This is a genomic window from Pseudarthrobacter sp. TE3704 (genome assembly GCF_056279405.1).
Genome location: NZ_JBWCCJ010000006.1, coordinates 192,161 through 218,788, shown reverse-complemented (window position 1 = coordinate 218,788; position 26,628 = coordinate 192,161). Strand labels below are relative to the sequence as shown.

13 protein-coding genes are annotated in these 26,628 nt (G+C 67.7%); all 13 read left to right on the top strand.

Translation table 11 applies throughout. The annotated features are described in order from the left end of the window. The first annotated feature begins 131 nt into the window (after positions 1-131). Positions 132-6,248, top strand: a complete 6,117-nt coding sequence (locus tag ACZ9BC_RS17150) for an Ig-like domain-containing protein (RefSeq protein ID WP_476246967.1) — start codon at positions 132-134, stop codon at positions 6,246-6,248. A 42-nt stretch (positions 6,249-6,290) separates the two neighbouring features. Next, positions 6,291-7,262 (top strand): AAA family ATPase, encoded by a 972-nt coding sequence (locus ACZ9BC_RS17145; protein ID WP_476246966.1) that lies wholly within the window; start codon positions 6,291-6,293, stop codon positions 7,260-7,262. A gap of 52 nt (positions 7,263-7,314) precedes the next feature. Further along, entirely contained in the window at positions 7,315-8,646 is a 1,332-nt protein-coding gene (locus ACZ9BC_RS17140) for a DUF58 domain-containing protein (RefSeq protein WP_476246965.1), read from the top strand. Continuing rightward, positions 8,643-11,252, top strand: coding sequence for a transglutaminase-like domain-containing protein (locus ACZ9BC_RS17135; protein WP_476246964.1), 2,610 nt, complete (start codon positions 8,643-8,645; stop codon positions 11,250-11,252). The genes ACZ9BC_RS17140 and ACZ9BC_RS17135 overlap by 4 nt, the downstream gene beginning before the upstream one ends. Continuing rightward, the gene (locus ACZ9BC_RS17130; RefSeq protein ID WP_476246963.1) at positions 11,249-12,880 is read left to right on the top strand and encodes an RDD family protein; all 1,632 of its coding nucleotides are present in this window, start codon (positions 11,249-11,251) and stop codon (positions 12,878-12,880) included. Before ACZ9BC_RS17135 ends, ACZ9BC_RS17130 begins: the two co-directional genes overlap by 4 nt. Next, a complete protein-coding gene (locus ACZ9BC_RS17125; protein ID WP_476246962.1) occupies positions 12,877-13,818 on the top strand; it encodes a PP2C family protein-serine/threonine phosphatase in 942 nt (313 codons plus the stop codon). The genes ACZ9BC_RS17130 and ACZ9BC_RS17125 overlap by 4 nt, the downstream gene beginning before the upstream one ends. Next, positions 13,805-15,781, top strand: a complete 1,977-nt coding sequence (locus tag ACZ9BC_RS17120; RefSeq protein ID WP_476246961.1) for an FHA domain-containing protein — start codon at positions 13,805-13,807, stop codon at positions 15,779-15,781. Before ACZ9BC_RS17125 ends, ACZ9BC_RS17120 begins: the two co-directional genes overlap by 14 nt. Further along, a complete protein-coding gene (locus ACZ9BC_RS17115) occupies positions 15,778-17,541 on the top strand; it encodes a serine/threonine-protein kinase (protein ID WP_476246960.1) in 1,764 nt (587 codons plus the stop codon). The genes ACZ9BC_RS17120 and ACZ9BC_RS17115 overlap by 4 nt, the downstream gene beginning before the upstream one ends. 45 nt (positions 17,542-17,586) lie before the next feature. After that, entirely contained in the window at positions 17,587-18,291 is a 705-nt protein-coding gene (locus ACZ9BC_RS17110) for a hypothetical protein (RefSeq protein WP_476246959.1), read from the top strand. After that, positions 18,288-22,733, top strand: a complete 4,446-nt coding sequence (locus tag ACZ9BC_RS17105) for an FtsK/SpoIIIE domain-containing protein (protein ID WP_476246958.1) — start codon at positions 18,288-18,290, stop codon at positions 22,731-22,733. The genes ACZ9BC_RS17110 and ACZ9BC_RS17105 overlap by 4 nt, the downstream gene beginning before the upstream one ends. Positions 22,734-22,852: 119 nt before the next feature. Beyond that, complete coding sequence (locus tag ACZ9BC_RS17100; protein WP_476246957.1) at positions 22,853-23,449, top strand: hypothetical protein; 597 nt, start codon at positions 22,853-22,855, stop codon at positions 23,447-23,449. 36 nt (positions 23,450-23,485) lie between these two features. Next, positions 23,486-25,762 (top strand): NAD-dependent DNA ligase LigA, encoded by a 2,277-nt coding sequence (ligA, locus tag ACZ9BC_RS17095; protein WP_476246956.1) that lies wholly within the window; start codon positions 23,486-23,488, stop codon positions 25,760-25,762. After that, positions 25,759-26,598, top strand: a complete 840-nt coding sequence (locus tag ACZ9BC_RS17090; protein WP_476246955.1) for an inositol monophosphatase family protein — start codon at positions 25,759-25,761, stop codon at positions 26,596-26,598. Before ligA ends, ACZ9BC_RS17090 begins: the two co-directional genes overlap by 4 nt. Positions 26,599-26,628: the final 30 nt, after the last annotated feature.

Here is a 26,628-nt window from a genome sequence, read left to right as displayed (position 1 = left end):
CAGGCGATGGGGGAGGCCTCCCCATCGCGGGCTTACTGCCCCTTGAGTAGGCTTGCCCGGGAAACGGAGAGCCCGATACCGGGTTCTCTGACATGCCGGCCTGGGGGCCGTAATCGGGGGTTATCTACGCTGTGACAGGTCTGCTGGGGAAACTTGGGCTGAAACGGCGCCACAAAAAGATCGTCACCGGCACCGCCTTTGGCGCTGCCGTGGCTGTTGTGGTGACCGGGGCAGTGCTCTATCCGGGGTTTAAGACCACTGAGGTGGAGTTGAACGACGGTGGTGTGTGGGTGGTCTCCAAGTCCAAGAATGCGGTGGGCCGGCTGAACTACCCGTCGCGTGTGCTTGATGGTGCGGTGACGCCGGCGTCCACCACCTTCGACATCCTGCAGGACGCCGGTGAGGTGTTTGTTGATGATGAGTCTGGTTCGACGTTGAACCAGGTGTCGCCGGCGAACATGCGCCTGGGTGGGGATAAGCAGTTGCCGGGGGCGGCGGATGTGAGTTTCGGCTCCGAAGTGATCTCGGTGACGGACGCGGCCTCGGGCAAGGTGTGGGCGGTATCGCCGTCCACGATCAACGGTTTTGACGAGGAGGCCACCGAGCCGGTTCTGGTGGGTTCGGAGGGCACCGTGTCGGCTGTGGGGGAGGATGACCGGATCTACTCGGCGGATCCGGAGTCCGGTGTGGTGACGGTGACCGGTGTTGATGCCAACGGTGAGGTCACGTCCTCGGAGTCGGAGACCTGGGGTGAGTTGAAGGGCGCGGGCGACCTGCAGATCACGGTGGTGGGGGACCAGCCGGTGGTTCTTGATGCGGCGGCGGGGGAGTTGTTCCTGCCGGGCGGCAAGCGGCTGCAGCTGGACAACGCGCGGGAGGCGAAGCTGCAGCAGGGCGGTCCCGCCAGCGGCTTTGTAGCAATTTCCACGCAGAAGGCGCTGCTGAAGCAGCCCCTGAACGGCGCCACGGCCAAAACGGTGGCGTTCGACGGCGAGGGTGTCCCGGCTGCGCCGGTGCAGTTGGGCGGGTGCGTGCACGCAGCCTGGTCCGGTCCCAACAAGTACGTCCGGGACTGTGTGGATGATGCTGCTGACAAGAACGTGGACGTGCCCAAGGCCAGTGCGTCGCCGTCGTATGTTTTCCGGGTGAACCGGGACCTGGTGGTCCTGAACGATGTGAACTCGGGCAACGTGTGGCTGGTCAACCAGAACATGCAGCTCGTCAACAACTGGGACGACGTTGTCCCGCCCAAGAACGAATCCGACGAGCAGGACCAGGAATCCGCGGACAACAACACCATCAACGTGCTGCCGGACCGCACCAAACCCAACCGTCCGCCGGAAACCAAGCCCGACGCCGTCGGCGTCCGCCCCGGACGGACCACCGTCCTCAGCGTCCTGGACAACGATTCCGACCCCGACGGCGACGTCCTCACCGCCGCCTTGGCGGACAGCGGCCCCAAGGCCGGCACCCTGGAGAACATCTACGGCGGCACCGCGTTCCAGGTCTCGGTCCCGGCAGACGCGAAACCGGGCACCGAAACGTTCAACTACAACGCCTCCGACGGCCGCGGACTCTCGGCCGGCGGCCAGGTCACGCTCAGCGTGGTGGGCCCTGACGAGAACAAGCCGCCGCAGTTCAAGCGCGGCGATGACACCACCATGCTGGTGGAACAGGGCAAGACCGTCAGCCAGAACATCCTTACCGATTGGATCGACCCCGACGGCGACGACCTGGTCCTCCTCGACGCCAAGGCAGACAACGACCAGGACCAGGTGAAAGTCCGCCGCGACGGCCTCCTGACGTTCCAGGACTCGGGCGCCACGGCCGGCAAGAAGACCGTCGAGGTGACCATCTGGGATGGCCGCGCCACCGTGACCGGAAAAGTCGTGGTCAACGTCCAGCCGCCGGGAGCCTTGGCGCCGGTGGTCAATGCCGACCACGTCACCGCGGTGGTGGGCCAGGACCTGGTCATATCCCCGCTGAAGAACGACGTGGACCCCAACGGCGGCGCCCTCCGGCTCGCCCAGGTGGAAGCAAACGGCCCGGCCGAACTTGGCCCGGTCACCGACGGCGGCACGTTCACGTTCCGCAGCACCACCCCCGGCCCCGTGTACCTGACCTACATCGCCAGTAACGGACCCCAGAGCAGCCAGGGCCTGATCCGCGTTGACGTGGAGTCCGGGGACCAAACCGGCAATCCGGTGGCCGTCCACGACGTGGCGCTGATGCCCACCGGCGGAAGCGTGCTGCTGGACCCCCTCGCCAACGACTCCGATCCGTCGGGCGGGGTCCTGGTGCTCCAGTCCGTCAGGCTGCCGGAAAACTCCACAGCATCTGTCAGCGTCATCAACCACGGCGTCCTGCGGATCACGGACATCCTGGGGACCAAGGATCCCATCCTGTTCGAATACACCATGTCCAACGGCAGGAAATCGGCCACCGGCAGCGTCTCCGTTGTCCCGGTCCCGGCCCCCGCCGTGGTGGAGGCTCCCCAACCGAAACCGGACGAGGTCAACGTCCGCGTGAACGACGTCGTCACCATCCCGGTGCTGGACAACGACACCCACCCGCAGGGCCAGGAACTCAGCGTGGATCCGGTTCTGCCGCAAGGTGTTGACCCCGTGGACGGCAAGAGCTTCGTCTCGGAAAACACGCTGCGATTCATTGCCGGCAGCCAGCCCAAGACGGTGCGTGCCATCTACAATGCGGTGGATCCGCAGGGCCAGAAGAGCGCCGCCGCGGTGACCATCCATATCCTTCCGCTTGAAGGCGCCGAAAACTCGCGTCCGCAGCCCCGCAACCTCACCGCTCGCGTGGTGGCCGGCGGCACGGTACGGATCCCCGTCCCCCTGGACGGCATCGATCCGGACGGCGACTCCGTCCAGCTCACCGGCATCGACAGCACCCCGGCGATGGGAACGGCCGCCGTCGGCAGCAACTTCATCGACTTCACCGCCGCCGGGGACGGCGCCGGAACAGACACCTTCCGCTACAAAGTGGTTGACCGCCAGGGGGCCGTCAACACCGGAACGGTGACAGTAGGCATCGCGCCGCGCGGTGAGATCAACCAGAAGCCAACCCCTGTGGACGACGAGGTGCGGGTCCGCCCCGGCCGGCAGATCGCCGTCGACGCCACCGGCAACGACACCGATCCCGACGGTGACCTGATCCGCATCCTGACGGACGGCATCGAAGCCGATCCAGCACTGCAGGCCACCGTCAGCAAGGCCAGCGGCAGGATCATCCTGCTGGCACCGGGCGAAGCCGGAACCGTCAACGTCCGATACACCATCGCCGACGACAGGGATGCTTCCGCCCAGGCTGCCATCCGCGTGCTGGTGGACAACGAGGTGCCCCTCAAGGCGCCCATCGCCCGTGATGACAGGGTCACCTCCGCGCAGACAATGGGAAAGACCGCTGTGGACGTCCCCGTCCTGAAGAACGACGAGGACCCCGACGGGGTCGGGGAGAACCTGCAGATCAGCACGGAGGCCGCCACCGCACGGCCAGGCGCCGACGGCACCATGATCGTGGACCTTACCGAGCAGCCGCAGCTGATCCCCTACACCGTCGAGGACGTGGACGGCCAGCAGTCGACGGCGGTCGTTTGGGTTCCGGGCTTAGGCCAGCAGGTGCCCACACTGGGCAAGGACGAGGTCATCGAGGTCATCGCCGGCCAGTCCGCCGACGTCGACCTGGACGAGTGGGTGAAGGTCCGGGAGGGCCGTTCACCGCGGCTGACGCAGACTGACCGGATCAAGCTGATCGGTTCGGACGGCAGCGATCCCGTCACGGGCGACGGTACAGGACTGAAGTACACGGCAGGCCCTGATTATGTAGGGCCGGGGTCACTGACCTTTGAAGTGACGGACGGCACCGGGCCGGACGACCCGGCTGGCCTGAAGTCCACCCTCAGCATCCGCACCAAGGTGCTGCCGGATCCCAACCGGAACAACCCGCCGGAGCTCCTGGGCGCAAGCGTGGAGGTACCGAAAGGTGATGCCGCCACTGCGGACCTGGGCAAACTGACCTCGGACCCGGACCGGGACGACGTCGAAAAAATGAAGTACGAACTGGAGGGCGGATCGCCCAGCGGTTTCAACGCAAGCATCGAGGGCAGGACCCTCAAAGTGTCGGCCGCCGATTCGAGCGGCACGGGAACCAGCGGCGCCGTCCAGGTCAAGGCCAGGGACCCGCGCGGGCTGGAAGCCGTGGCCACTTACCAGCTGTCAGTCACCGCATCAAACCGGTCCAAACCCGTGGCCAACGATGACGTCCAGGACAACGCTGCCGCCGGCAAGCCCGTGACGGTCAATGTCCTGGCCAACGACGCCAACCCTTTCCCGGAGACCGCGCTGAAGATCATCGCGGCCGGTGCGGAAACGGGCAGCGGCAATGTTGAGGTCAACGGCGACTCCGTGACGGTCACCCCGGCGCCGGGTTTCACCGGAACCATGGTGGTGTCCTACACGGTCGCCGACAAGACAGGGGACCAGTCCCGGCAGGCGACGGCCCGCATCCGGCTCACCGTCAAGGACAAGCCGCAGGCGCCCGCCACCCCGCAGGCGCAAAGCGTGGGGGACCGGACGGCCCTCCTGAGCTGGACGGCGCCGGCGGACCGCGGCTCCCCAATTACGAATTACACGGTGTACGGCGAGGGCGGGTTCCAGCAGGACTGCGCGGCCAACACCTGCACCCTTGACGGACTGGTCAACAACACCAAGTACCACTTCCAGGTCACCGCCACCAACGAGTTCGGCGAGTCCGACCGGTCCCCGGCCTCGGCCGAGGTCCGGCCCGACGTCAAGCCCGACACCCCGCTGGCGCCCTCGCTGAAGTTCGGCGACAAGGAGCTGTCCATCAACTGGACCGCCCCGGCCAGCAAGGGTTCCCCGGTGAAGTCCTACGACCTGGAGATCTCGCCGCCCCCGGCAGGACAGAACGCCCAGATCCAGAACCTGACGGCTGTCAGCTACGTCTGGAAGGGCCTGCAGAACGGCGTCTCCTACAAGGTCCGGGTCCTGGCCCGCAACGATGCCAAGGAACCGTCCGAGTGGAGCCCGTACTCGGCTGCCGAGGTGCCGGCCGGCGTCCCCGCAACCCCGGCGGCGCCGGGTGCTGCCCAGGCATCCTCACTTGGAAGCCAAAGCCAGATGAAGGTGACCTGGACGGCGCCGAACAACAACGGCGACGCCATCTCCGCGTATACCCTGACCACGCTCCGCGGCGGTGCTGTGGTCAACACCCAGCAGGTAGCGGGCACGTCGCAGAACGTGACGGTGGACAACTCGGAGACGAACTACACGTTCACGGTTTCCGCCACCAACAAGGCGGGCACCAGTGCAACCAGTGCCCAATCGGCTGCCGAACGGGCTGCCGGCAAGCCGGGCCAGGTCAGCGGCGGCACCGTTGCGGACACCGGGAACAGCGGGCAGCTCAAGGTGACCTTCACGCCGCTGACCGAAGCACAGCGCAACGGCTCCACCGCCAGTGAAATCGCCTACTCCTACCGGACCTCGTCCGGTCAGTCCGGGCCCATCGGCGCTCCAGGCGGCAATATCAACGGCCTTCCCAACGGAACCGACGTCACAGTCACCATCATTGCCACGTCCACCAAGAACAACACCTCAGGTGACGCCCAAACGATCGGCACCGGCAACCCCTACGGACCAGCGAATGCCCCCAGCATCGACGGTGGCACGTCCGCCAAGGGTGACGGCGACGTCCACTGGACCTGGAACAACCCCAACACCAACGGCCGGCCCCTGAGCCACTACGAGGTCAGCTACGAGGGTGGCGGCTGGATCAACGTCGGTAAAGCCAACAAGTACGACCGGTCCGCCGGCGGCTGGGACCAGCCCCGCCAGCTTCGGGTGCGCGCCGTAACGGCGGTGAACGGTGCTGTCGGAGGACCTGTAACCTCCAGGTCCGGCGCTAACCCAACACCTCCACCACCCACCTCCTGGACCATCACCGCGACACCGGTCCGCAGCTGCACCGAGCCCGGTTACGGCGTGGACAGCTTCCGTGCCGGCAACCCGTCCAGCTGCGTCAGCCCAGGCAAGTGGCTGCCCGAAAACACGCCGTCCCAGTCGGACTTCTATGTGGTCTGGTACAAGACGTCGGAGAACCCATCCGGAATTTGGTACCACCTGACCAGCGGTCCCGCCGCCGGCAACTACGTCCGTCACGACACCACCAACCGGGACGGCCAAGGTCCGCCGGCCGGTATGCCCCAGCGCTAGCCCATTACCGCTTTCCCGTATCCATCAAGCAAAGGATTGACCATGACCATGACCACCGAGCAGGCCGCCTGGTTTGCCGACACGTTCGAGAAACTCGTTGCCAATGTGGGCCAGGCCGTCCTGGGCAAGGAACACGTCATCCGGCTGACGTTCACGGCCATGCTCGCCGAGGGACACGTGCTGTTCGAGGACGCCCCGGGAACAGGCAAGACGTCCCTGGCCCGGGCCCTCGCCGCCACGGTGCAGGGCTCCAACAACCGCATCCAGTTCACCCCGGACCTGCTGCCCTCGGACGTCACGGGTGTGACCATCTACGACCAGAAGACGCAGAAGTTCGAGTTCCACAAGGGCCCGATCTTCAACAACATCGTCCTAGCCGACGAAATCAACCGTGCCTCGCCCAAGACCCAGTCCGCGCTGCTTGAGGTGATGGAGGAATCCCGCGTCACGGTGGACGGCGTCACCTACGAGGCAGGGCGGCCGTTTATGGTGATGGCCACCCAAAACCCCATCGAACAGGCCGGCACCTACCGCCTTCCCGAGGCACAGCTGGACCGCTTCCTGATCAAGACCTCCATCGGCTACCCGGACCACGCCTCCACAGTGCGCCTCCTTGGCGGGTCCAACCTCAAGGACCGGTCGAAGGAACTGTCGGCCGTCATCACCACCCAGGCCGTGGCTGACATGGCCGACCTCGCCGCCACGGTGCATGTGGACACGGCCGTCCTGGAATACATCTCCCGGCTGTGCGAGGAAACCCGCAACGCCCCCGAGACCCGCCTCGGAGTCTCGGTCCGTGGCGCGCTGGCGATGGTACGTGCCGCCAAGGTCTGGGCCGCCTCGCAGGGACGGAACTTCGTCCTCCCGGACGACATCAAGGAACTGGCTGCCGTGGTATGGACGCACCGGTTCGTCATGGACCCGGAAGCGGAATTCTCCGGAGCCACGGCGGAAGCCGTGCTGACCAGGATCCTGGCGGACATCGCCGCCCCGCAGCAGCGCACCAACGCCTGACCGCGGCCAATCCGCGAAACTCAATCCAGCGCAACATAACGAAGGCACACATATGTCCAGCGGCACCCCGTTGATCCGGCTCACGGAGCGTCTCAAGCAACCCTTCGCCAGGAACGGCCGGCCCACCCGGCTGCACCCGGCCGCCGTCTGGGCCGAAGCGAGCAGCACCGCCGTCCTGGCACTGTCACCAGCGTGGCGCGCCGTCCGCGGCACCTGGCTGAAGTACGCCTGGCCGGTCCTGTCAGTGGTCAGCGTCCTGGGCTGGTCCGTGCTTGCCGCCTCCATCCTGCTCTGGGCAACAGGCCAGGCCTTTGGCTGGGAGGAGGCCAAGGCAGCTGCCATTGCAGCCTTCGTCATGTTCCTGGTTGCGGTGGGCTTCATCCTGGGCCGCTCTTCCTACGGAGTGGTGCTGGACCTCGCCCGCACACGGGTGGCCGTAGGGGACAGCGCAGTGGGCAGTATCGCGGTGTCCAACACGTCAGCCCGGCCTTTGCTGCCGGCAGCACTGGAGCTGCCGGTGGGCAATGCCACCGCAGTGTTCCACCTGCCCCGTATGAAACCCCGGCAGGTCCATGAGGACCTGTTCACCATCCCCACGGCCCGCCGCGCCGTGATCGTGGTGGGACCCGTGCGCTCCGTCCGGGCGGACCCGCTGCACCTCCTGCGCCGGCAGGTCCTGTGGACCGAACCCGAAGACCTCTTCGTCCACCCCCGCACCGTTGCGCTCGCCGGTTCGGCGGCCGGATTCATCCGCGACCTGGAAGGCATGCCCACCACGGACCTGTCCAGCGCCGACGTGTCCTTCCACGCCCTGCGCGACTACGTCCCCGGGGATGACCGGCGGCACATCCACTGGAAGACGACGGCGCGGACCAACAAGCTGATGGTGCGCCAGTTCGAGGAAACCCGCCGCGCCCACCTGGCCATCTCCTTGTCCATCAATACCGATGAGTATGCCTCCGAGACCGAATTCGAAATGGCCATCTCGGCGGCAGCCTCGATCGGCCGCCAGGCCATCCGGGAACAGCGGGAACTGGACATCCTCACCCAAAAAGGCCCCCTGCGCTGTGAAACCGGCCGCAACATGCTGGATGACATGACCAGGATTGTCGGCACTCCCATGCGCCGCACCGCCGTCGACCTCGCCCGGACCTTGGCGGACACTGTCCCCAACGCCTCCGTCATCTTCTTCGTGGTGGGCAGCAACGTGACCGCCACGCAGCTCCGTTCCGCGGCCGTGTCTGTTCCGCCCGGCGTCCGCAGCCTCGCCGTGAGGATCGAGGCGGGGGCCGCCCCCACCAGGGCCAACATCGCAGACCTGACGGTGCTGACGCTTGGCGACCTGGCCGACCTTGCCATCGTGCTGAGAAAGGCGGCAGCATGAGCTCCGCACCGGGCCAGGGCCCGCGCATGACCTCCCGCCGCGCTGCCTCAAGGAACCAGCAGGGTTCGCCGTTCGACGACGGCCAGCCGCGCTGGCATTTCGTGCTCGACGCCGGCGCCCTGACAGTCCTGCTGGGACTGGGCCTGCTCGGGTTCGGCCTGAGCTTCGGCGGCGACCCCTACTACCTCTTGTCCGGCTTTGGCGGGCTCATCCTCGGCCTGGCCATCGGCGTCGTCAACGCCCACCTCCGCCTGGGCCTGCTGATCACCACAGCCCTCACCCTGGGCGCCTACCTGGTGTTCGGCACACTCCTGGCGGTCCCCGACTCGGCCATCGCGGGGTTTGTACCCACCCTGGACTCGCTGCGGATCCTCCTCCTGGGCATCGTCTTCGCCTGGAAGGACATGCTCACCGTCGGGGTGCCGGTGGGAACGGCCGGCGGCGTGCTCATCGTCCCCTTCCTCAGCTCAATGATCACCGCACTGCTCGCCGCGGTCCTGACCTGGCGTGCCAGGAGCCCCTACTTTCCGCTCCTTCCCGTCCTGGTCCTGTTCGTCACGGGCATCGCGTTCAGCACCAACGCAGCGTTCCTCACGCTCGAGCGCGGCATCGGCTTCACGGTCCTGGCCATCGCCTGGGCAACGTTCCGCCGGGACGCCCTGCGGCGGAACAGCACCCGCAAGGTCTCGGTGAACAACCCGCAGACCGATTCCTCCACCGCCCGGCGTGCCAAGGTCCGGCGGCTGGGCATGGCCGCGGGCGTCATCGCCGTCAGCGTCGCCGTCACCGCATTGTCCGCCCCGCTGGTCACCGCCGGCAACGACCGGAAAGTCCTGCGGAACGTGGTGGTCCCGCCGTTCGATCCCAAGGACTACATCACTCCGCTGGCCAGCTTCCGGACCTTCGTCAAGGACAAGAAGGACGACACGCTGTTCGTCGTCAAGGGCCTCCCGCGCGATGCCCGGGTGCGGCTGGGGGCACTGGACGCCTTCAACGGCACCAACTACAACATGGACCCCAACGGATCGGGCAACTTCAGCAAGGTGGGCGACACCGAATCCATCAACACGCTGGCCGACACCTCCGGGAGCGTGCCCACCAACGACTACGCCATCAACATCACCATCGAGGACTACCAGGGCTTCTTTGTTCCCGGCGGGCGCAAGACCACCGGCCTGAGCTTTGACCAGGGTGCCTCCGCCGCAGCCTCCGGCCTCTACTTCAACTCGGGCACGGACACCGCCGTCACCACCAACGGGCTGTCCCGCGGCGATTCGTACAGCGTGCAGGTGTCCGACCCCGTCAAGCTGGAACACGGGCAGCTCACCCAGTACGACTTCGCCAAAATCACCCTGCCGGACGCCCTGGAGGTGCCGCCTGTCGTAGCGTCCCAGGCCAACGACCTGTCCGCGGATGCGCCCACCGCGATTGACCGTGTGCGCCAGATCGAAGCGCACTTCCAGAAGACCGGCGCATTCAGCAACGGCCTGGTCAGCGAGGGCCAGCTGCCCAGTGTCTCCGGCCACGGTTCCGCCCGGATCCGAAACCTGCTGACGGCGAAACAGATGCTCGGTGACGACGAGCAATACGCCGTCGCCATGTCCCTGATGCTCCGCCACCTGGGCATTCCGTCCCGCGTGGTGATGGGCTTCTACCCTGATCCCACCAGCCCCGAAAACGGTGCGGGCGAGGTCAAGATCACCGGTAAGAACGTCCATGCCTGGGTGGAAGTGGCCTTCGAACGCGTGGGCTGGGTCAGCTTCGACCCCACCCCGCCGAAGGACAACGTTCCCATCCCGCCGGACCCGGAGAACAAGTCCAAGCCCAAGCCCCAGGTGCTGCAGCCGCCGCCCCCGCCGCAGGAGCCCGCGGACCTTCCGCCGGACTCCTCACCCGATGCGCTGGACGCCGACCAGAAGAAGAACAACCCCTGGCTGTTCTGGGGTGCCCTGCTGGGCGCGCTGGGCGTCGCCCTGATCCCGCTGGCCATCCTTGCGTTGCCGCTGCTGCTGATTGCCCTGCTGAAATCACGACGCCGGAAGTCGCGTTTCAGCGACGGCCACCCTGCGCAGCGGGTCGGCGGAGGCTGGAGCGAGGTGGTGAGCCTTGCCACGGACCTGGGCGCCGCCGTTGATACCCGTGCCACCCGCCGGGAAAGCGCCGCGGTCCTGGCCGAGGCCTTCCCTGCCAGCAGGGAAACAACCACCCTGCTGGCACGGCGGGCCGACGCGTCGATCTTTGGTGCGGGCCAGCCCACCGAGGACGAGGTCCGGGAGTACTGGACCATTGTGGACAGCTCCCTGACCGAGATGACCGCCACGATGGGATTCTGGCGCCGGCAACAGGCTAGGTTCTCCCCGCGTTCCCTCCTTGCCGATGCCCGCACCGTCCTTAACCTGCGGGGTTCACGCCTGGCGTTGCCGGTCCTGCCGTCCATCACGATGCCCGGGCGGCGCCGTTCGGCCACAGGACCGGGGCCGGGGCAGGAGCCGGCTGACGGTCCTGCACCGCAGGCCCCGCCGGCCGGACAGCCGGGCACAGAACAGCCGGGCACAGGACAACCGCCCACAACAGCACCTCCAACGCAAGGACCCATGACGCAGTGACCTCCGACGCCGAACGTTGCCCGCGCTGCCAGCAACTCATCCGCACGGGGGCGGCTTTCTGTACGGCCTGTGGTGCGCCCCTGCCCAACCGGGCGGCACGGAGCACCCGCAACCTGGACCGCAGGCCGAACCACGGCGTGGACTCCCGCGCCGGCTTGCCCGCCGCGCATGGGCCCGCGATTCCCGGTACTATCCCGGTAGTACAAACGCCCCCGGCCCATCACGCCGCGGGCATCGCGGGCACGGGGCAGGGGAGTTCCGGCGGTTCCACCGCCCAGGTGGGTGCCGCTCCAGGGGGAGGAACGGGAATGGCAACAAACCTTCAGCTTGTTCCGGCCACGGCGGGAAAGCGGCTCGGTGCTGCCGTCATTGACTGGCTACCGCCCCTGGCAGTGCTGGTGGTGACGTTCGCCATCGGTTTTGCCGGGATTACCCGCACCCGAAGCGGCGGGTTCATCATCTATGACACAGCGTCCCTGGTGCTGTTCGGCGGTATTGGACTGGGGCTGACCCTCGTCTACCTTTTCGTGGTGATGGGAATCGAAGCCCGGACCGGGAAGACCCCGGGAAACCTGCTGATGGGCATCCGCAGCGCTGATAAGGACGGCTACGCCCCCGGTGCAGGTGCCGTCTTCCTGCGCGGCCTGCTCACGGGTGCCGGCGTCCTGCTGGTGCTGCTCGCGGCGATCCTGGTGGTGGTTTTCAAATGGTTCGGTCCCGCCCTGTTCATCCTTACGCCGCTGATGCTGGTGGGCGCCGGCTGGGCGGTGCTGGTGGTGGTGTCCAATAACTGGGACAAGAATGGCCGGCTTCGGGGCTGGCACGATGCCGCCGCCAAGACGCTTGTCTTTGACGTTAAGGCCGGCCGCAACCCCATCACCACCGGCGGCATCCAGGGGCCCTACAGCTTTGCGCCCCTGGACCTGCCGCCCGTGCAACAGGTGCAGTCGCCGGTGGCCGGCGCCAAAACTCCCAAAGTCATCAATGCCCAAGGGCCGGTAGGCCCGGGCCAGGCGCCGGACAGCACGCAGGCGCAGGGTGCAGTTCAGTTGCAGGGTGCAGTGCAGTTGCAGGGTGCGGGCCAGGCGCAGGTCCAGCCTGGACCGGCCCGTACGCTGCCTTCCCAGACGATGCCATATACCGCCCCGGCGTCCTTTGCGCCGTCTTCCGGCGGAGGGTTGGACGCGGGCCCGGCAGCTCTCCAGCCACCAGCCGCCCAGCGGGTCCCGTCGTACCACCCGGACGACGACGTCGAGCGCACGCAGGTTCGGCCCGAAACCGGCGGCCCTGCTCCCGTTGCCGTCCTGAGGATCCGGCTCGACGACGGCCGCGACTTCCAGCTGGACCGCAGCGTGCTGGTGGGCCGCAACCCGGTGGGCCAGGCCGGTGAACAGCACGCCCAGTTGCTGGCCGTCGACGATCCCGGCCGCTCCATCTCCAAGACCCACCTGCACCTGCTCACCGACGGCGCAGGAATCTGGGTGACCGACCGTCACTCGACCAACGGCAGCGCCGTGACCACCCCGGACGGCCTCCGCACAGCACTTGTGCCTGGCGTCCCCACCTTTGTTACCCCGGGATCCAGTGTCCACTTCGGAGACCGAACCTTTTACCTAGGACAGGCATGAACCAACAGCCCGCCAGCGTTCCCTCCACTATGCAGCCAGGGCCCGGGCCCAGCCTCACCTGCGGCTACGGAACCGACCGCGGACTCCGCCGGGAGCTGAACGAGGATTCCTACATCGCCTCCGATCCAGTTTTCGCGGTGGCGGACGGCATGGGCGGCCACGAGGCCGGTGAGGTGGCCAGCGGACTGTGCGTCCGCGCCCTGGCCGCCATGCCCCAGCTCACTACGGGCGAGCGGACCGCCACTGCCGCGGTCCTCCAGCAATACCTGGTCCAGGCGGACAGCTCCATCCGCGAAGCCACCGGTGCCCGCGCCGGCACCACCCTGAGCGGCGCCGTGATCGTGGAACAGATGGGCTTGCCCTACTGGCTGGTCATGAACATCGGTGACTCCCGCACCTACCGCCTCAGCCAGGGCCGGTTCGAACAGATCAGTGTTGACCACTCCGAAGTCCAGGAACTCGTGGACGCCGGCGAGATTACCCCCCAGCAGGCCACTGTCCACCCCCGCCGCCACGTGGTCACGCGGGCCCTGGGCACCGGGGACGAGACGGAGGCCGACTACTGGCTTCTTCCCGTCGAGGAGGGGGACCGCATCATGGTGTGCTCCGACGGGCTTACCTCGGAGCTGACGGATGACCATATCTTCCGGATCCTCAGCACAGTGGGCCAGCCACAGGACGCCGTTGACGCCCTCATCCAGGCCGCACTGCGCAACGGCGGAAGGGACAACGTCACGGTGATCGTAGTGGACGCCCGCAACGTCCTGAACGACGCCGGCGCGGCCACCACCGCGCCCCGGCTCGACTCCTCCGCGGAAGACGAAGTGACGCTGCCCCGCTCGCAGGCCGTGCAGGCGGCAAACAACGGCCAGGGCCCGGAAACGAAGAATGAACAGGGCAGCGACGACAACGGGGAGCCCGACCATGGCCGGCATTAGTTACGTACCGGGCACCTGGCTGGGCATCGTCCGTTCCCGGACCGCCGTCCTCCTCGGCCCGGACACACCTGCCGCCCTTGCCGATGCGCTCTGGACCCTGCTGGCGGACACACCCGAGGTCCACGAAGTACTGCATGCCGTCACCAGCAGCTCCGGCGGCTCCCTGGCGAGCATCCCGTCTTTCGGCATCCTCGACTTCACCGGGCCCCTGCGGGTGTTCCTGCGGGGGGAACTGGAGCTCACCGTCGCGTTGCCGAACGGCACAGTGGAGCTCAACGGCCGGGACGTTACTACCTGGAACGAACGCCGCTTCGACATGCCGGGACAGTGCACACTCACCATTCCGGACGCTGCTTCCGAGGGGCACCGGGAACTTCCGCTGGGTGAGGGGGCGGTCCTGCTGCAGTCCCTGACCCTTGCGCTGGCTACGGGACAGGCAGGAGCCGGCTCAGTGCAGGCGACAGTCGGCGCCGCTGCACTTCAGGGAGTGGTTGACGCCGAAACCGCCATCGAAGGGCACCTGGAAGTTGAAGCCGAAGCGGATGCGCTGGAGATGACGGTGTCGCCGGAGCAGGGGGTGTCAGCGGAAACAGTGCTCGAGGTTATCGACGACGAGGCGGACCACAACGATCCGGACCACGACGAAACGGACCACGACGATGCGGGCTTCGGCGGGCAGCCGGAGATAGAAGGCCATGCGGGGCATGCCCCGGTTTCCCCGACTCCGCAGGTATCCGTCACGCCGCTCGACGCTTCTCAATCAGGGACCGCGGAGGCGGGCAGCACACCTGGCGGGGCGGGGTCTGCACAGGCTGAAACTGTGGCGGCCAGTGACCTCACGGGTTCCTATGACCATTTGTGGGAGCGCACGGTGATACGGAACATCGAAGATGCGGCCGTGCGGGAAGACGTGGAGGCGGACGAGGCTGCGCAGGCCTCTTCCCGGGCCCCGGCCGAGGTCGCTGCCCAAGCCCCCGCCCTGGAGCCGGCGGCCCAGCGGGCGGCGCTTGAACCCGCCGACGAGGGGGAGGTGCCGGGCGTGCCCGCCACCAGCGGGGACTCCGCAAGCGCGTCGGGCTCCGGTCCGCTTGATGGCCCCGGGCACCGGCCCGGATCCGGCAACGGGTCCGAGTCAGCAGCACGCCCGGCCCAGGCCGGGACCCTCATTGATTCCGTACCCTGGCGGACCGGAAACCCAGTCTCCGGCCAGGCCCAGGCGCAGGCGCAGGTGGGGGCGCACATCACCGCAACCCCAATCGCAGCGGCGCACATCGCCGCGCCTCCAGCGCCGCCAACCCCGCCAACCCCGGGAACACCGCCGTCGGCCCTGCCGGCATCCGTGGCGGGAACAACGCCGCCGGAAGGGATTGGCTGGCAAGGAGGGGCGCGTCCACAGGCCGCAGTAGATTTTGACGGTGACCACGACGGCCAGACCGTGATGAAGGGCAGCCTCGCCGGCATGGTCTCCCAACCTGCCCCGGCCGTCTCCGCGGATCCCGCCGCAGGGCCCACTGTGCTGGCCCGGGTCTGTGCCCAGGGCCACGCGAACCCTCCCACCCGTGCCCAATGCGCAGCATGCGGATCCGAGCTGTTGCCTGACGCCGTCCAGGTGGCCCGTCCCAGGCTGGGCCGGATGCGCCTGTCCACCGGCGAGCTGCTGGATCTGGACCAGTCCCTGGTCATCGGCCGCCAGCCGTCCGTATCCCGCGTGCAGGGCGGCGTTATGCCGCGCCTGGTCCAGGTGGCGAGTCCCGGCGGCGACATCTCCCGTTCCCATGTGGAAGTCCGGCTGGAAGGCTGGCACGTCATGCTCTGCGACCTGAAAGCCACCAACGGCACCGTCCTGGTGCGGGACGGACAGCCGCCGCGACGGCTGGCCCAGAACGAGATGGCCATCCTGCTGGACGGCGACATTGCCGAACTGGGAGACAACATCTCGCTGCGTTTTGAGGAGATACTTTGAGTTCCAAACGGCCTGTAGCGCCGCCGCCCCACATCCCGGGGTTCACGTACATCAGCCTGCTCGGCTCCGGCGGGTTCTCCGACGTCTACCTGTATGAGCAGGACCGGCCCCGGCGGAAGGTCGCCGTCAAGGTGCTGCTATCGGACCTGAAGACCGAGGGCGCCCGCCGCCGCTTCGAGTCCGAGGCCAACCTGATGGCACAGCTGTCCTCGCACCCCTACATCGTCACCATCTATGAAGCGGAAGTGACCGACGCCGGGCACTCCTACCTGGCCATGGAATACTGCTCCCGGCCCAGCCTGGACGTCCGGTACCGCCGCCAGCGCTTCAGCGTGGACGAGGTCCTCGCCGTCGGCATCCAGGTGGCGTCCGCCGTCGAAACAGCCCACCGCGCAGGCATTGCCCACCGCGACATCAAGCCCGCCAACATCCTGGTGACCGACTACAACCGCCCGGCGCTCACCGACTTCGGAATCTCCGGCACGCTGGCCGGCGACTCCGACGACGACTCCGGCATGTCCATCCCGTGGTCGCCGCCCGAGCAGTTCAGGGACGGCAGCGTGGACGGCGTGATGGTGGACGTCTGGGCCCTCGGCGCGACGCTCTACACGCTCCTCGCCGGCCGGTCGCCCTTCGTGATGCCCGGCGCGGACAATTCGCAGCGTGAGCTGATCAACCGGATCAGCACCATGACCCTGCCCCGGCTCGGCCGCGCCGACGTGCCCGAGTCCCTGGAACTGGCATTGTCCACGGCGATGGCAAAGTCCCCGCAGTCCCGCTACTCGTCCGCGCACGCCTTCGCCCTTGCCCTGCAGCGGATCCAGGCCGAGCTCAACCTCTCCGTCACGCCCTTCGAGGTGCTGGAGGAACCGCACCAGGAGGACAGCCACCCGGACGACGGCTTCGAGGAGACCCGTGTCCGGAGCATCGCCGCCATCGATCCGGAGCGGACAGGCAGCGCGCCCACCTTTCCGGCACGCACGTGGCCCCAGGACACAAGCAAGGGAGGCAACAACCGGGGAACCGGCGGCCCCGGAAGCGCCGCACCGCCGTCGCGCCTTCCCGCAGCAGGGGTTTTGCCCGCGTCCCCGGCGGCGCCCGCCCCGCAGGTCCCCGCCGGCCTCCCGGGCCAGGACGTTAGGCACGACGGCGGCCCGCAGGAATGGGCCCAGGCTACGGTCCTGCGCGGCGGCGCGGGGAGCGCGGCTCCCCATGACGGCGGGCCCGTGCACGCCGCCGATGCTTCCTATCCCGGCGCCGCTGACACCACTGTCCACCGGCCGGCAAGGGTGGACGAACCAGCCGTGGCGCCCGCCAGGGACCACGGCAAGCGCAACCTCTGGCTCGCCCTGTCCGGGGGCACACTGCTGGCGCTCGCCGCCGTCGTGGGCCTGGTGGTGGCAAACGCCGCCCCCCACGCGCCCGAAGCAGTTAAGACCCAGCAGGTGAACAATCCGCCCGCTGATGCCCTCGACAACGGCACCGTTCCCGACGTCGAAGGCCTTGCCGCAGCGCGGACGTCCCACGACCGGAACATCATCGAATTCTCCTGGACAAACCCGCAGCCTCAGGGGGCTGACACGTACAAGTGGCGCACCAAGTCGGCGAAAGCGGACGGCGACTATGAAACGACAGCCACGCAGAGGACTTTCGTCTCCGGTTTTCTCGAGCCGCCCATCTGCGTTCAGGTGATCCTGGTACGGGCCGACGGCAGCGCTTCTCCGGGAGGCCCGGACTCCATCGCCTGCCTGGAGGATTAGCCGGCGTATGACACAAGCACATTGCCCACTGAGGAGGCACAGAACATGGGGGATCTAGCAATAGATTTCTGTGGTGAATGGTACGAGCCGTCGGACGAGGACGTCTTCAACATCGGCCGCGAAGGCGACCTGGAAGTAGACGACAACCCGTACCTGCACCGGCAGTTCCTGCAGGTGGCCCGCTACGACGGCATCTGGTGGCTGAGCAACGTGGGCAGCATGCTGTCCGCCACCGTTGCCGACGCCTCGGGCGGCATGCAGGCCTGGCTCTCGCCCGGCGCCCGGATCCCGCTGGTGTTCAGCCACACCAACATCATTTTCACGGCCGGTCCCACAACGTACGAGTTTGCGGTGCACCTGAAGACCCCCTCCTTCCGCCAGGGGGCGCGCGACGGCGACAGCAACGGCGATACCACCATCGGCCCGGTGGTGTTCACCGATTCCCAGAAGGCGCTCATTGTGGCGCTTGCCGAGCCGATGCTCCGCCGTGAAGGGACGGGGTTCAGCGCCATTCCCTCCTCAGCCGCGGCGGCGAAGACCCTTGGCTGGGCCCTGACCCGCTTCAACCGGAAACTGGACAACGTGTGCGACAAACTGGACCGGGTGGGTGTGGTGGGGCTGCGCGGCGGTGGCGGCAAGCTCGCCACCAACCGCCGGGCACGGCTCGTGGAACACGCCGTCACCTCGCACCTGGTGACACCGGATGACCTCCACCTCCTCGAGAAGATGAGGGGCGTGGACGAAGGATGAGGATCCGGCTGACACTCCGCCGCGAGCCCGCTGAGGCCAAGGACCTGGCCGTGACCGTGGACGGCCTGGCCACGGTGGCTGACATCGCCGCAGTGCTCTGGGCTGCGGACCCGGACCGCAAGGGCACCCCTGCGCCGGAGAACCTTTCCCTGCGCATTGATGAGGCCTTCGTGGGCGCCGGTATCAGTGGAAACGTCCTGACCCGCACCGACAACCTCCTTGAATCCGGCCTCCGCCCGGGCTCGGTGGTATCGCTGGCCCAGGTGAGCGAGCAGTTCCATGTTCCCGGCGCCAGCCGCGGGCCGGCCGCCGCCACCCTCCGCGTGCTGTCCGGGCCCGACGTCGGACGGGAATTTTCCCTGCCCACCGGCACCAGCTACATCGGCCGGGACCGGGACGTCGACATCCGCCTCACGGATCCCCTGACCTCCAAGCGCCATGCCCGCATCACCGTGGGCGAAAGCGTGGAGATCGTGGACACGAACTCGGCCAACGGGCTCCTGATGGACGGCCTTCCCGTCACCCGCGCCACCTTGAACTCCTCGGACACGGTCACCCTGGGCGACACCACCGTGACGGTGGTTCCGCTGGGGCACAACCATGCGGCAGCCCCGACGTCGCCCCTTGTGGACTTCAACCGGTCACCCCGCGTGGTGCCGCGGTTCGAGGAACCCAAGCGGGTGGTTCCGGCCGGGCCCAAACGTCCCGATGACCAGCCTTTCCCCTACATCATGCTGATCACCCCGTTGATGATGGGTGCCGTCATTTTCGCCGTCACGCGCAACGCGCTGTCGATGGTGTTCATGCTGATGATGCCGCTGTTCGTGGTGGGCCATTACGTGGACCAGAAGATGCGGAGCAGGCGCCAGCAGAAGGAAGCACTCAAGCAGTTCCGGGCCTCCATGGCGGCTTTCCGGCAGGACCTCACCGAAGCCCAGCAGGTGGAGCGTGCTGTCCGCCTGCAGGAAGCACCGTCGGTCAGTGACACCGTTGATGCCATCTACAAGCTCGGACCGCTGCTCTGGACCCACCGCCCGGAGCACGAGTTCTTCCTGGGCCTGCGGTTCGGGCTGGGGACGGCGCCGTCCCGGATCCAGCTGGAAGAACCGTCCAGCAACGACACGGAAGTCCAGTACACCCGCGAAATCCAGGACTGCCTGAAGCAGTTCCGGGACATCGAAGGCGTGCCCGTGGTCTCGCAGTTCCGTACCTCCGGTTCCCTCGGCCTGGCCGGGGCGCGCGGCCTGGTGGACGACGTTGCCCGCGGCATGGTGCTCCAGCTTGTTGGGCTGCATTCGCCCGCGGAGGTGGTCCTCACCGCCATCACTTCGGCGCAATCGCGGGAGCGCTGGAACTGGCTGCAGTGGCTGCCGCACGTCGGCTCCGGCCACAGCCCCCTCTCCGGCGACCACCTCGCCGCCGGATCAGCCGGCGGCTCCTCACTCGTGGCCCGCCTCGAGGACCTGCTCGACGCGCGGGAGGCCGCCGCCAGACGGTCCGCCCCGGACCTGCGTCCCGCTGTGGACCCCGCCAAGCATGAAATTGAAGCGCCGGTGCTGCCCTCTGTGCTGGTCATCGTGGAGGACGACGCGCCCGTGGACCGCGGACGCCTCACCAGGCTTGCCGAACGGGGACCCGACTCCGGCGTCCACGTCATGTGGGTGGCCACTGACGTCCAGGCACTGCCGGCAGCCTGCCGGGACTTTATGGTGGTGGACGGCGACCACGGCACCACCACCGGCCAGGTACGCCTGGGCCGCCACACCTACCCGGTCAGCTGCGAGAGCGTGGACGCCGAACTCGCCGGCCAGCTGGCACGGATGCTCGCCCCCGTGGTTGATGTGGGCAAGCCCGTGAACGACGACTCGGACCTGCCCCGCGCGGTCTCCTACGCAACGCTGATCGGCAAGGACTTCCTGGACAACCCCCAGGCAGTGGCCGAGCGCTGGACGGAAAACAACTCCGTCCACGCCACCGCTGTGCCTAACCGGAAGGACAACGGCACCCTCCGCGCCCTGGTGGGGTCCAAGGGCATCGAGCCGCTGTACCTGGACCTGAAGAACGAGGGCCCGCATGCCCTGGTGGGCGGCACCACCGGCGCCGGCAAGTCCGAATTCCTGCAGTCCTGGGTGATGGGGATGGCGGCCGCCTACAGCCCGGACCGCGTCAGCTTCCTGTTCGTGGACTACAAGGGCGGCGCCGCCTTCGCCGACTGCATCAACCTTCCGCACACGGTAGGCCTGGTCACCGACCTCTCGCCGCACCTGGTGCGCCGCGCCCTGACGTCGCTCCGGGCTGAGCTCCACTACCGCGAGCACCTGCTGAACCGCAAGAAGGCGAAGGACCTGCTGGCGCTGCAGCGCGAAGCTGACCCCGAGGCACCGCCATACCTCATCATCATCGTGGACGAATTCGCGGCCCTCGCCAGTGAGGTTCCCGAGTTCGTGGACGGCGTGGTGGACGTTGCTGCCCGCGGCCGGTCCTTGGGCCTGCACCTCATCCTGGCCACTCAGCGCCCCGCCGGCGTGATCAAGGACAACCTCCGCGCCAACACCAACCTCCGGGTGGCCCTGCGCATGGCGGACGAGGAAGACGCCACCGACATCTTGGGCGTGCCCGACGCCGCCTACTTCGACCCGGGGATTCCCGGGCGCGGCGCCGCGAAGACCGGTCCGGGCCGCATCCAGGGGTTCCAGACCGGTTATGCCGGCGGATGGACCACCGACAAACCGCAGCGTCCGCAGATCGACATCGTGGAGATGGCCTTCGGGTCAGGGCCAAGCTGGGAAGCGCCCGCCCCGAAAAAACCGGCAGTGGCCGAACCTGCCGGGCCCAACGATATCGCCAGGATGACGGCAAACATCGCGCGGGCCGCCGATGCGCTCGCCATCCGGCCGCCCCGCAAGCCATGGCTGGACGAACTGGCCAAAACCTACGATTTCTCCAGGTTGCCCAATCCCCGTACCGACGAGCAGCTCCTGCTCGGCGTGGCCGACGACCCCGTCCGGCAGGACCAGCCCACGGTGTTCTATGAGCCGGACAAGGACGGCAACATGGCCATTTACGGCACGGGCGGGTCCGGAAAATCCGCCGCCCTGCGCGGGATAGCCATCGCCGCCGCCGTCACGCCCCGCGGCGGGCCCGTCCACGTCTACGGCATCGACTGCGGCTCGGCCGGCCTGCGGATGCTGGAAGAACTACCGCACGTGGGTGAAATCATCGACGGCGACGACGTCGAACGGGTGGGCCGCCTGCTGCGCCTCCTGCGCGACATCGCCGACCAGCGCTCCGCCCGCTTCGCCGAAGTCCGGGCATCCACCATCGTGGAGTACAGGAAGCTCGCCAACAGGCCCGAGGAGAAGCGCATCTTTGTCCTGGTGGACGGCATGTCAGCGTTCCGCGAGGCCTATGAGCACAGCCGGCTGTCCGGACTGTGGGACATCTTCCTCCAACTCGCAACCGACGGCCGCGCCCTGGGCATCCACCTGGTGGTGACCGGAGACCGGCCCAACGCCGTGCCTGCGTCGCTGCTCGCTTCCATCCAGCGCCGGCTGGTGCTTCGCCTGTCCTCCGAGGACGACTACATCTCCCTGGACGTGCCCCGCGACGTACTGGGCGCCACCTCCCCGCCCGGCCGGGGACTTCTGGACGGGCTGGAAGTCCAGTTGGCTGTGCTCGGCGGAAACTCCAATCTGGCACTGCAAGCACGTGAGGTGCACAAGCTCAGCGAAGCGATGCGGCGCCAGGGCCTGGACGCAGCGCCTGCCATCGAGCGGCTTCCGGACCAGGTGGAACTGGACGTGCTGCCGGCCGGCGGCCCGGACGTGCCGGTTATCGGCGTCGATGATGAAACCCTGCAGCCCGCGGGAGTCATGGCCCGCGGTCCGCTGCTGTTGGCAGGACCTCCCGGCGCCGGCCGCACCGTGGCCCTGGTGACGCTGGCCTATGCCCTGCGCCGGTCCAACCCCGAAACCGAGCTGATCTACCTCGGTGCCCGGCGCTCGGCGGTGGCCTCGCTGCCGTTGTGGAACCGCTCGGTGGTGGGACCCGATGACCTGGCGGAGGTGGTGCAGGACCTGGTGGCGCATTCCTCCGGAAACCCGGGCCGGCTGGCCATCTTCATCGAAGGCCTGACGGAATACACGGACACCTTGGCGGAATCCGGAGTGGCACAACTCGTCACTGCGTCCATCAAAGCGGACCAATGGGTGGTGGGGGAGTCGGAAACCTCCACCTGGTCCTCCGCATGGCAGCTGGCCCAGCCCTTCAAGTCGGGCCGCCGGGGCCTGCTGCTGAATCCCGGCGACATCGAGGGAGACAGCCTTTTGAACACGTCGTTGGGGCGGGTCAGCCCGGACTTCATCCCCGGCCGGGGATACGTGGTAGGCCGCGGGAAGGCGCGCAAAATCCAGGTGGCGCTGCCGCCCGAAAACCGGGACTAGGAACCACATAACCGAAGGGCCGCACATTCGATGGATTTGCGGCCCTCCGGCGTGTTGTAGAAGACTGCAGGGACACCGGAAAGCCGCAGGCGGGGGACTGAGCGCGTCGAAAGGTATCCATGACCGCGTCCTCCCCGATACTCCGCGCTGCCTTGGCAACCGCGTCAGCAGCCGTACTGGCGCTCTCGGTGACCCTTCCCGCAGGCGGAGCCGCCTTCGCTGATTCGCCCGAGCCAACAGGTTCTGCCACCACCAGCACCACCTATCCTGCGGAACCAACGGAGACCAAAACCACGGAGCGCACCGGGAAGCCCCGGGACCCCGACGATCCCCCCGGCCAGCCGGAAGACCCAGCGCCGGCGGCCCCGCAGCCACAGCTGCTGTCCACGCCTGCTCCCGCAGCCCCCACTGTGGTCCCCGGGCCCTCAGAACCGGCTGATGCCGGCGCTCCGGACTCCGCCGCAACGCCCAGTTCGTCCGAAACCGGCACCCCGGCCGGCGTCAGTCCCGCCACGGCTGGACCGTCGTCGGAATCAAACTGGAACAAGCCCGTTACCCGCTCAGCCAAGGCCACCCAGGCCGCCGCCATGACCCGTCCCGGCAGCGAAGGCCCGGGCGGACCCAACCTGCCGGCCATCACCGCCGGCGTCCTCCTGGTGGGCCTCGGCGGAGGCGTCTTTACCTGGTGGGGCAGGAATCGCCTCCGCGCGCACTGACCCCGCACTCCGGCACGGGTAGGGCAAGATAGGTCTGTGAGCACAGGAGCAGGCCCCGCAGAAAAGACAGCCACCCGGACCACCGAACCCGATGGTCCGGACGCCATCCCCTCCGAGTCCGTCCGGGAGGAGTACGAGAACCTGGCGGACCTCGTCCGGAAGTACCGGTTCGCGTACTACCAGGAAGACGCGCCCCTGGTATCGGATGCCGAATTCGACACACTCTTCCGCCGCCTCGAGGAGATCGAGGCCCTGCACCCCGAACTGGTCTCCAACGACTCACCCACCCAGGAAGTGGGCGGCGAAGTCTCGGCGGCCTTCGCCGCGGTGGAGCACCTGCAGCGCATGTACAGCCTCGAGGACGTCTTCTCCCTCGGGGAACTGGAAGCATGGTTCAACAGGGCCGAGGCAAGCATCGAAAAACTGGGCGACGGCGCTGCCAAAGCCGCCTGGCTCACCGAGCTCAAGATCGACGGGTTGGCCGTCAACCTGCTGTACCGGGACGGCAAGCTGGTGCGTGCCGCCACCCGCGGAGACGGAACCACGGGCGAGGACATTACCCACAACGTGCTCACCATCAAAGAGATCCCGCAGCAACTGAACGGCGACAGTTTCCCCGCCGAAATGGAAGTCCGCGGCGAGGTGTTCATTCCCTCGCAGGCCTTCGCCGAATTCAACGAAGCACTCATCGAAGCGGGCAAGGCTCCGCTGGCGAACCCGCGCAACGCCGCCGCAGGCTCGCTGCGGCAGAAGGACCCGGCGGAGACCGCCAAGCGGCCGCTGAAGATGTTCGTCCACGGCATTGGCGCACGCGAAGGGCTCGAAGCCCGCAGCCAGTCGGAAACCTACGCCCTGCTCAAGGACTGGGGCCTGCCCGTGAGCCCGTACTTTGAAGTGCTGGAGCGCCGGGAGGACGTCCTGGCCTTCATTAGGAAGTACGGTGACCAGCGCCATAAGCTGCTCCACGAAATCGACGGCATCGTGATCAAGGTGGACGACTTCGCCACCCAGCGCGCCCTCGGCTACACCACCCGGGTACCGCGCTGGGCCGTCGCCTACAAGTACCCGCCGGAGGAAGTGCACACCAAGCTTCTGGACATCCTGGTCAACGTTGGCCGCACCGGACGGGTTACACCCTTCGGGATGATGGAACCGGTCAAGGTGGCCGGCTCCACGGTGGAGATGGCCACCCTCCACAACCAGGACGTGGTCAAGGCCAAGGGCGTGAAGATCGGCGACATCGTGGTCCTGCGGAAGGCCGGCGACGTCATCCCCGAAATCGTGGGCCCGGTCCTGAACCTGCGCGACCAGCAGGATCCGCCGGTCCGGGACTTCGTCATGCCCACCGAATGCCCGTCCTGCGGCACCCCGCTTGCACCGGCCAAGGAGGGGGACGTGGACATCCGCTGCCCCAACGCCAAGTCCTGCCCCTCGCAGCTCCGGGAGCGGGTGTTCCACCTTGCAGGCCGCGGCGCCTTCGACATCGAGGCGCTGGGCTGGGAAGCGGCCATCGCGCTGACCCAGCCGGCCGAACCGAAGGTTCCGCCGCTCACCTCGGAGGCTGCCCTCTTCGACCTCACCCCCGAAGACCTTGCCCCTGTAAAGATCCGGCGCGAGAAGCGGTCCAAAGGCGTTGGAACCGGCGAGTACGAGCTGGTGCCCTACTTCTACAGCAAGGGCACTGCCAAGTCGCCGTCGAAGCCCACCGCCACCACGGAAAAGCTGTTCAAGGAGCTGGAAAAGGCCAAGGCGCAGCCGCTGTGGCGCGTCCTGGTGGCACTGTCCATCCGGCACGTCGGCCCGCGGGCCTCCCGCGCGCTGGCCCAGGCCTTCGGCACCATGGACGCCATCCGGGCAGCGTCGGAGGAAGACCTCGCCCACGTTGACGGCGTGGGACCCACCATCGCCGCCGCACTCAAGGAATGGTTCGCGGAGGACTGGCACCGGGAGATCGTGGACCGCTGGGCAGCCGCCGGCGTGCGGATGGAGGATGAGCGCGACGAGTCCATGCCCCGCACCCTTGAAGGCCTCACCGTTGTGGTGACCGGGTCGCTGCCCAACTTCAGCAGGGACGAGGCCAAGGAAGCCATCCTGCTCAGGGGAGGCAAGGCCGCAGGCTCGGTCTCCAAGAACACCAGCTACCTGGTGGCCGGCGAAAGCGCCGGCACCAAACTGGACAAAGCCGAGCAGCTCGGCATTCCCGTCCTGGACGAAGACGGCTTCCGGCAGCTGCTGGAGGGCGGGCCGGCAGCATTCGCCCAAGCAACGCCGGCAGCGGCGAACGAGGCCGAAGCCGTGGAGGAGAACGCGTGAGCGCCACCGAAGGACAGCTGAACACCAGGGCCACAACAGCCGGGCTCCTGGCCATTGCAAAGGAAGCGGCAGCGGCGGGAGCGCAGATCCTCGCCACCAGGAACGGCGATGCACTGCAGGCCAGCAACAAGGGCGCGGCCGGAGACTGGGTCACCGCCTTCGATGTGGCCGCAGAGAACGCGGTGCGCGGGGTCATTGCCGCGGCCCGTCCGCATGACAGCATCACCGGCGAGGAGCACGGAACCACCCGGCCGGAGGCGTCCTCCGGGTACCGTTGGTCCATCGACCCCCTGGACGGCACCACCAACTTCATCCGGAACATTGTGTACTACGCCACGTCGGTGGCGGTGGCGGATGCCGATGGCGCCTGGCTGGCCGGCGTGGTCAACGGCCCCGCGCTGGGCCGCACCTACTACGCCTCCCGAGGTGAAGGGGCGTGGCTGGAGGAGGGCGGCAGGGTGACCCGGCTGGAAGGTCCCGTTCCCGGCCGGAAGGGGCAGATCCTCGCCACCGGCTTCAGCTACGATCCCGGCGTCCGTGCGGAGCAGGCAGCCGTCTTCGGGCAGCTGTTGGAGGGCTTCGCCGACGTTCGACGGCTGGGTTCCGCCGCCCTGGACCTGTGCCTGGTGGCAGATGGAACCCATGATGCCTTCGGGGAGCGCGGGCTCAACGAGCACGATTTCTCCGCCGGTGCCCTCATCGCGGAGGAGGCCGGGTGCTGGGTGCGGCGTCCCCGGCTGGCCAGCCCGCTGGAGGGCGGACCGACCGACCAGGAGCGGCTGGACGCCTGGACCTGCGCCGCGGGCCTGGAGCTCTCCGGCAAGTTCCCGCTCTAAAAGCTGCCGAAGGTGATAGTTCGATCACGG

What these genes read in the sequence shown, in the direction of transcription:
- ACZ9BC_RS17145 (WP_476246966.1), top strand. Translation starts at nt 6,291, where the DNA reads ATGACCATGACCACCGAGCAGGCCGCCTGGTTTGCCGACACGTTCGAG.
- ACZ9BC_RS17140 (WP_476246965.1), top strand. Translation starts at nt 7,315, where the DNA reads ATGTCCAGCGGCACCCCGTTGATCCGGCTCACGGAGCGTCTCAAGCAA.
- ACZ9BC_RS17135 (WP_476246964.1), top strand. Translation starts at nt 8,643, where the DNA reads ATGAGCTCCGCACCGGGCCAGGGCCCGCGCATGACCTCCCGCCGCGCT.
- ACZ9BC_RS17125 (WP_476246962.1), top strand. Translation starts at nt 12,877, where the DNA reads ATGAACCAACAGCCCGCCAGCGTTCCCTCCACTATGCAGCCAGGGCCC.
- ACZ9BC_RS17120 (WP_476246961.1), top strand. Translation starts at nt 13,805, where the DNA reads ATGGCCGGCATTAGTTACGTACCGGGCACCTGGCTGGGCATCGTCCGT.
- ACZ9BC_RS17110 (WP_476246959.1), top strand. Translation starts at nt 17,587, where the DNA reads ATGGGGGATCTAGCAATAGATTTCTGTGGTGAATGGTACGAGCCGTCG.
- ACZ9BC_RS17105 (WP_476246958.1), top strand. Translation starts at nt 18,288, where the DNA reads ATGAGGATCCGGCTGACACTCCGCCGCGAGCCCGCTGAGGCCAAGGAC.
- ACZ9BC_RS17100 (WP_476246957.1), top strand. Translation starts at nt 22,853, where the DNA reads ATGACCGCGTCCTCCCCGATACTCCGCGCTGCCTTGGCAACCGCGTCA.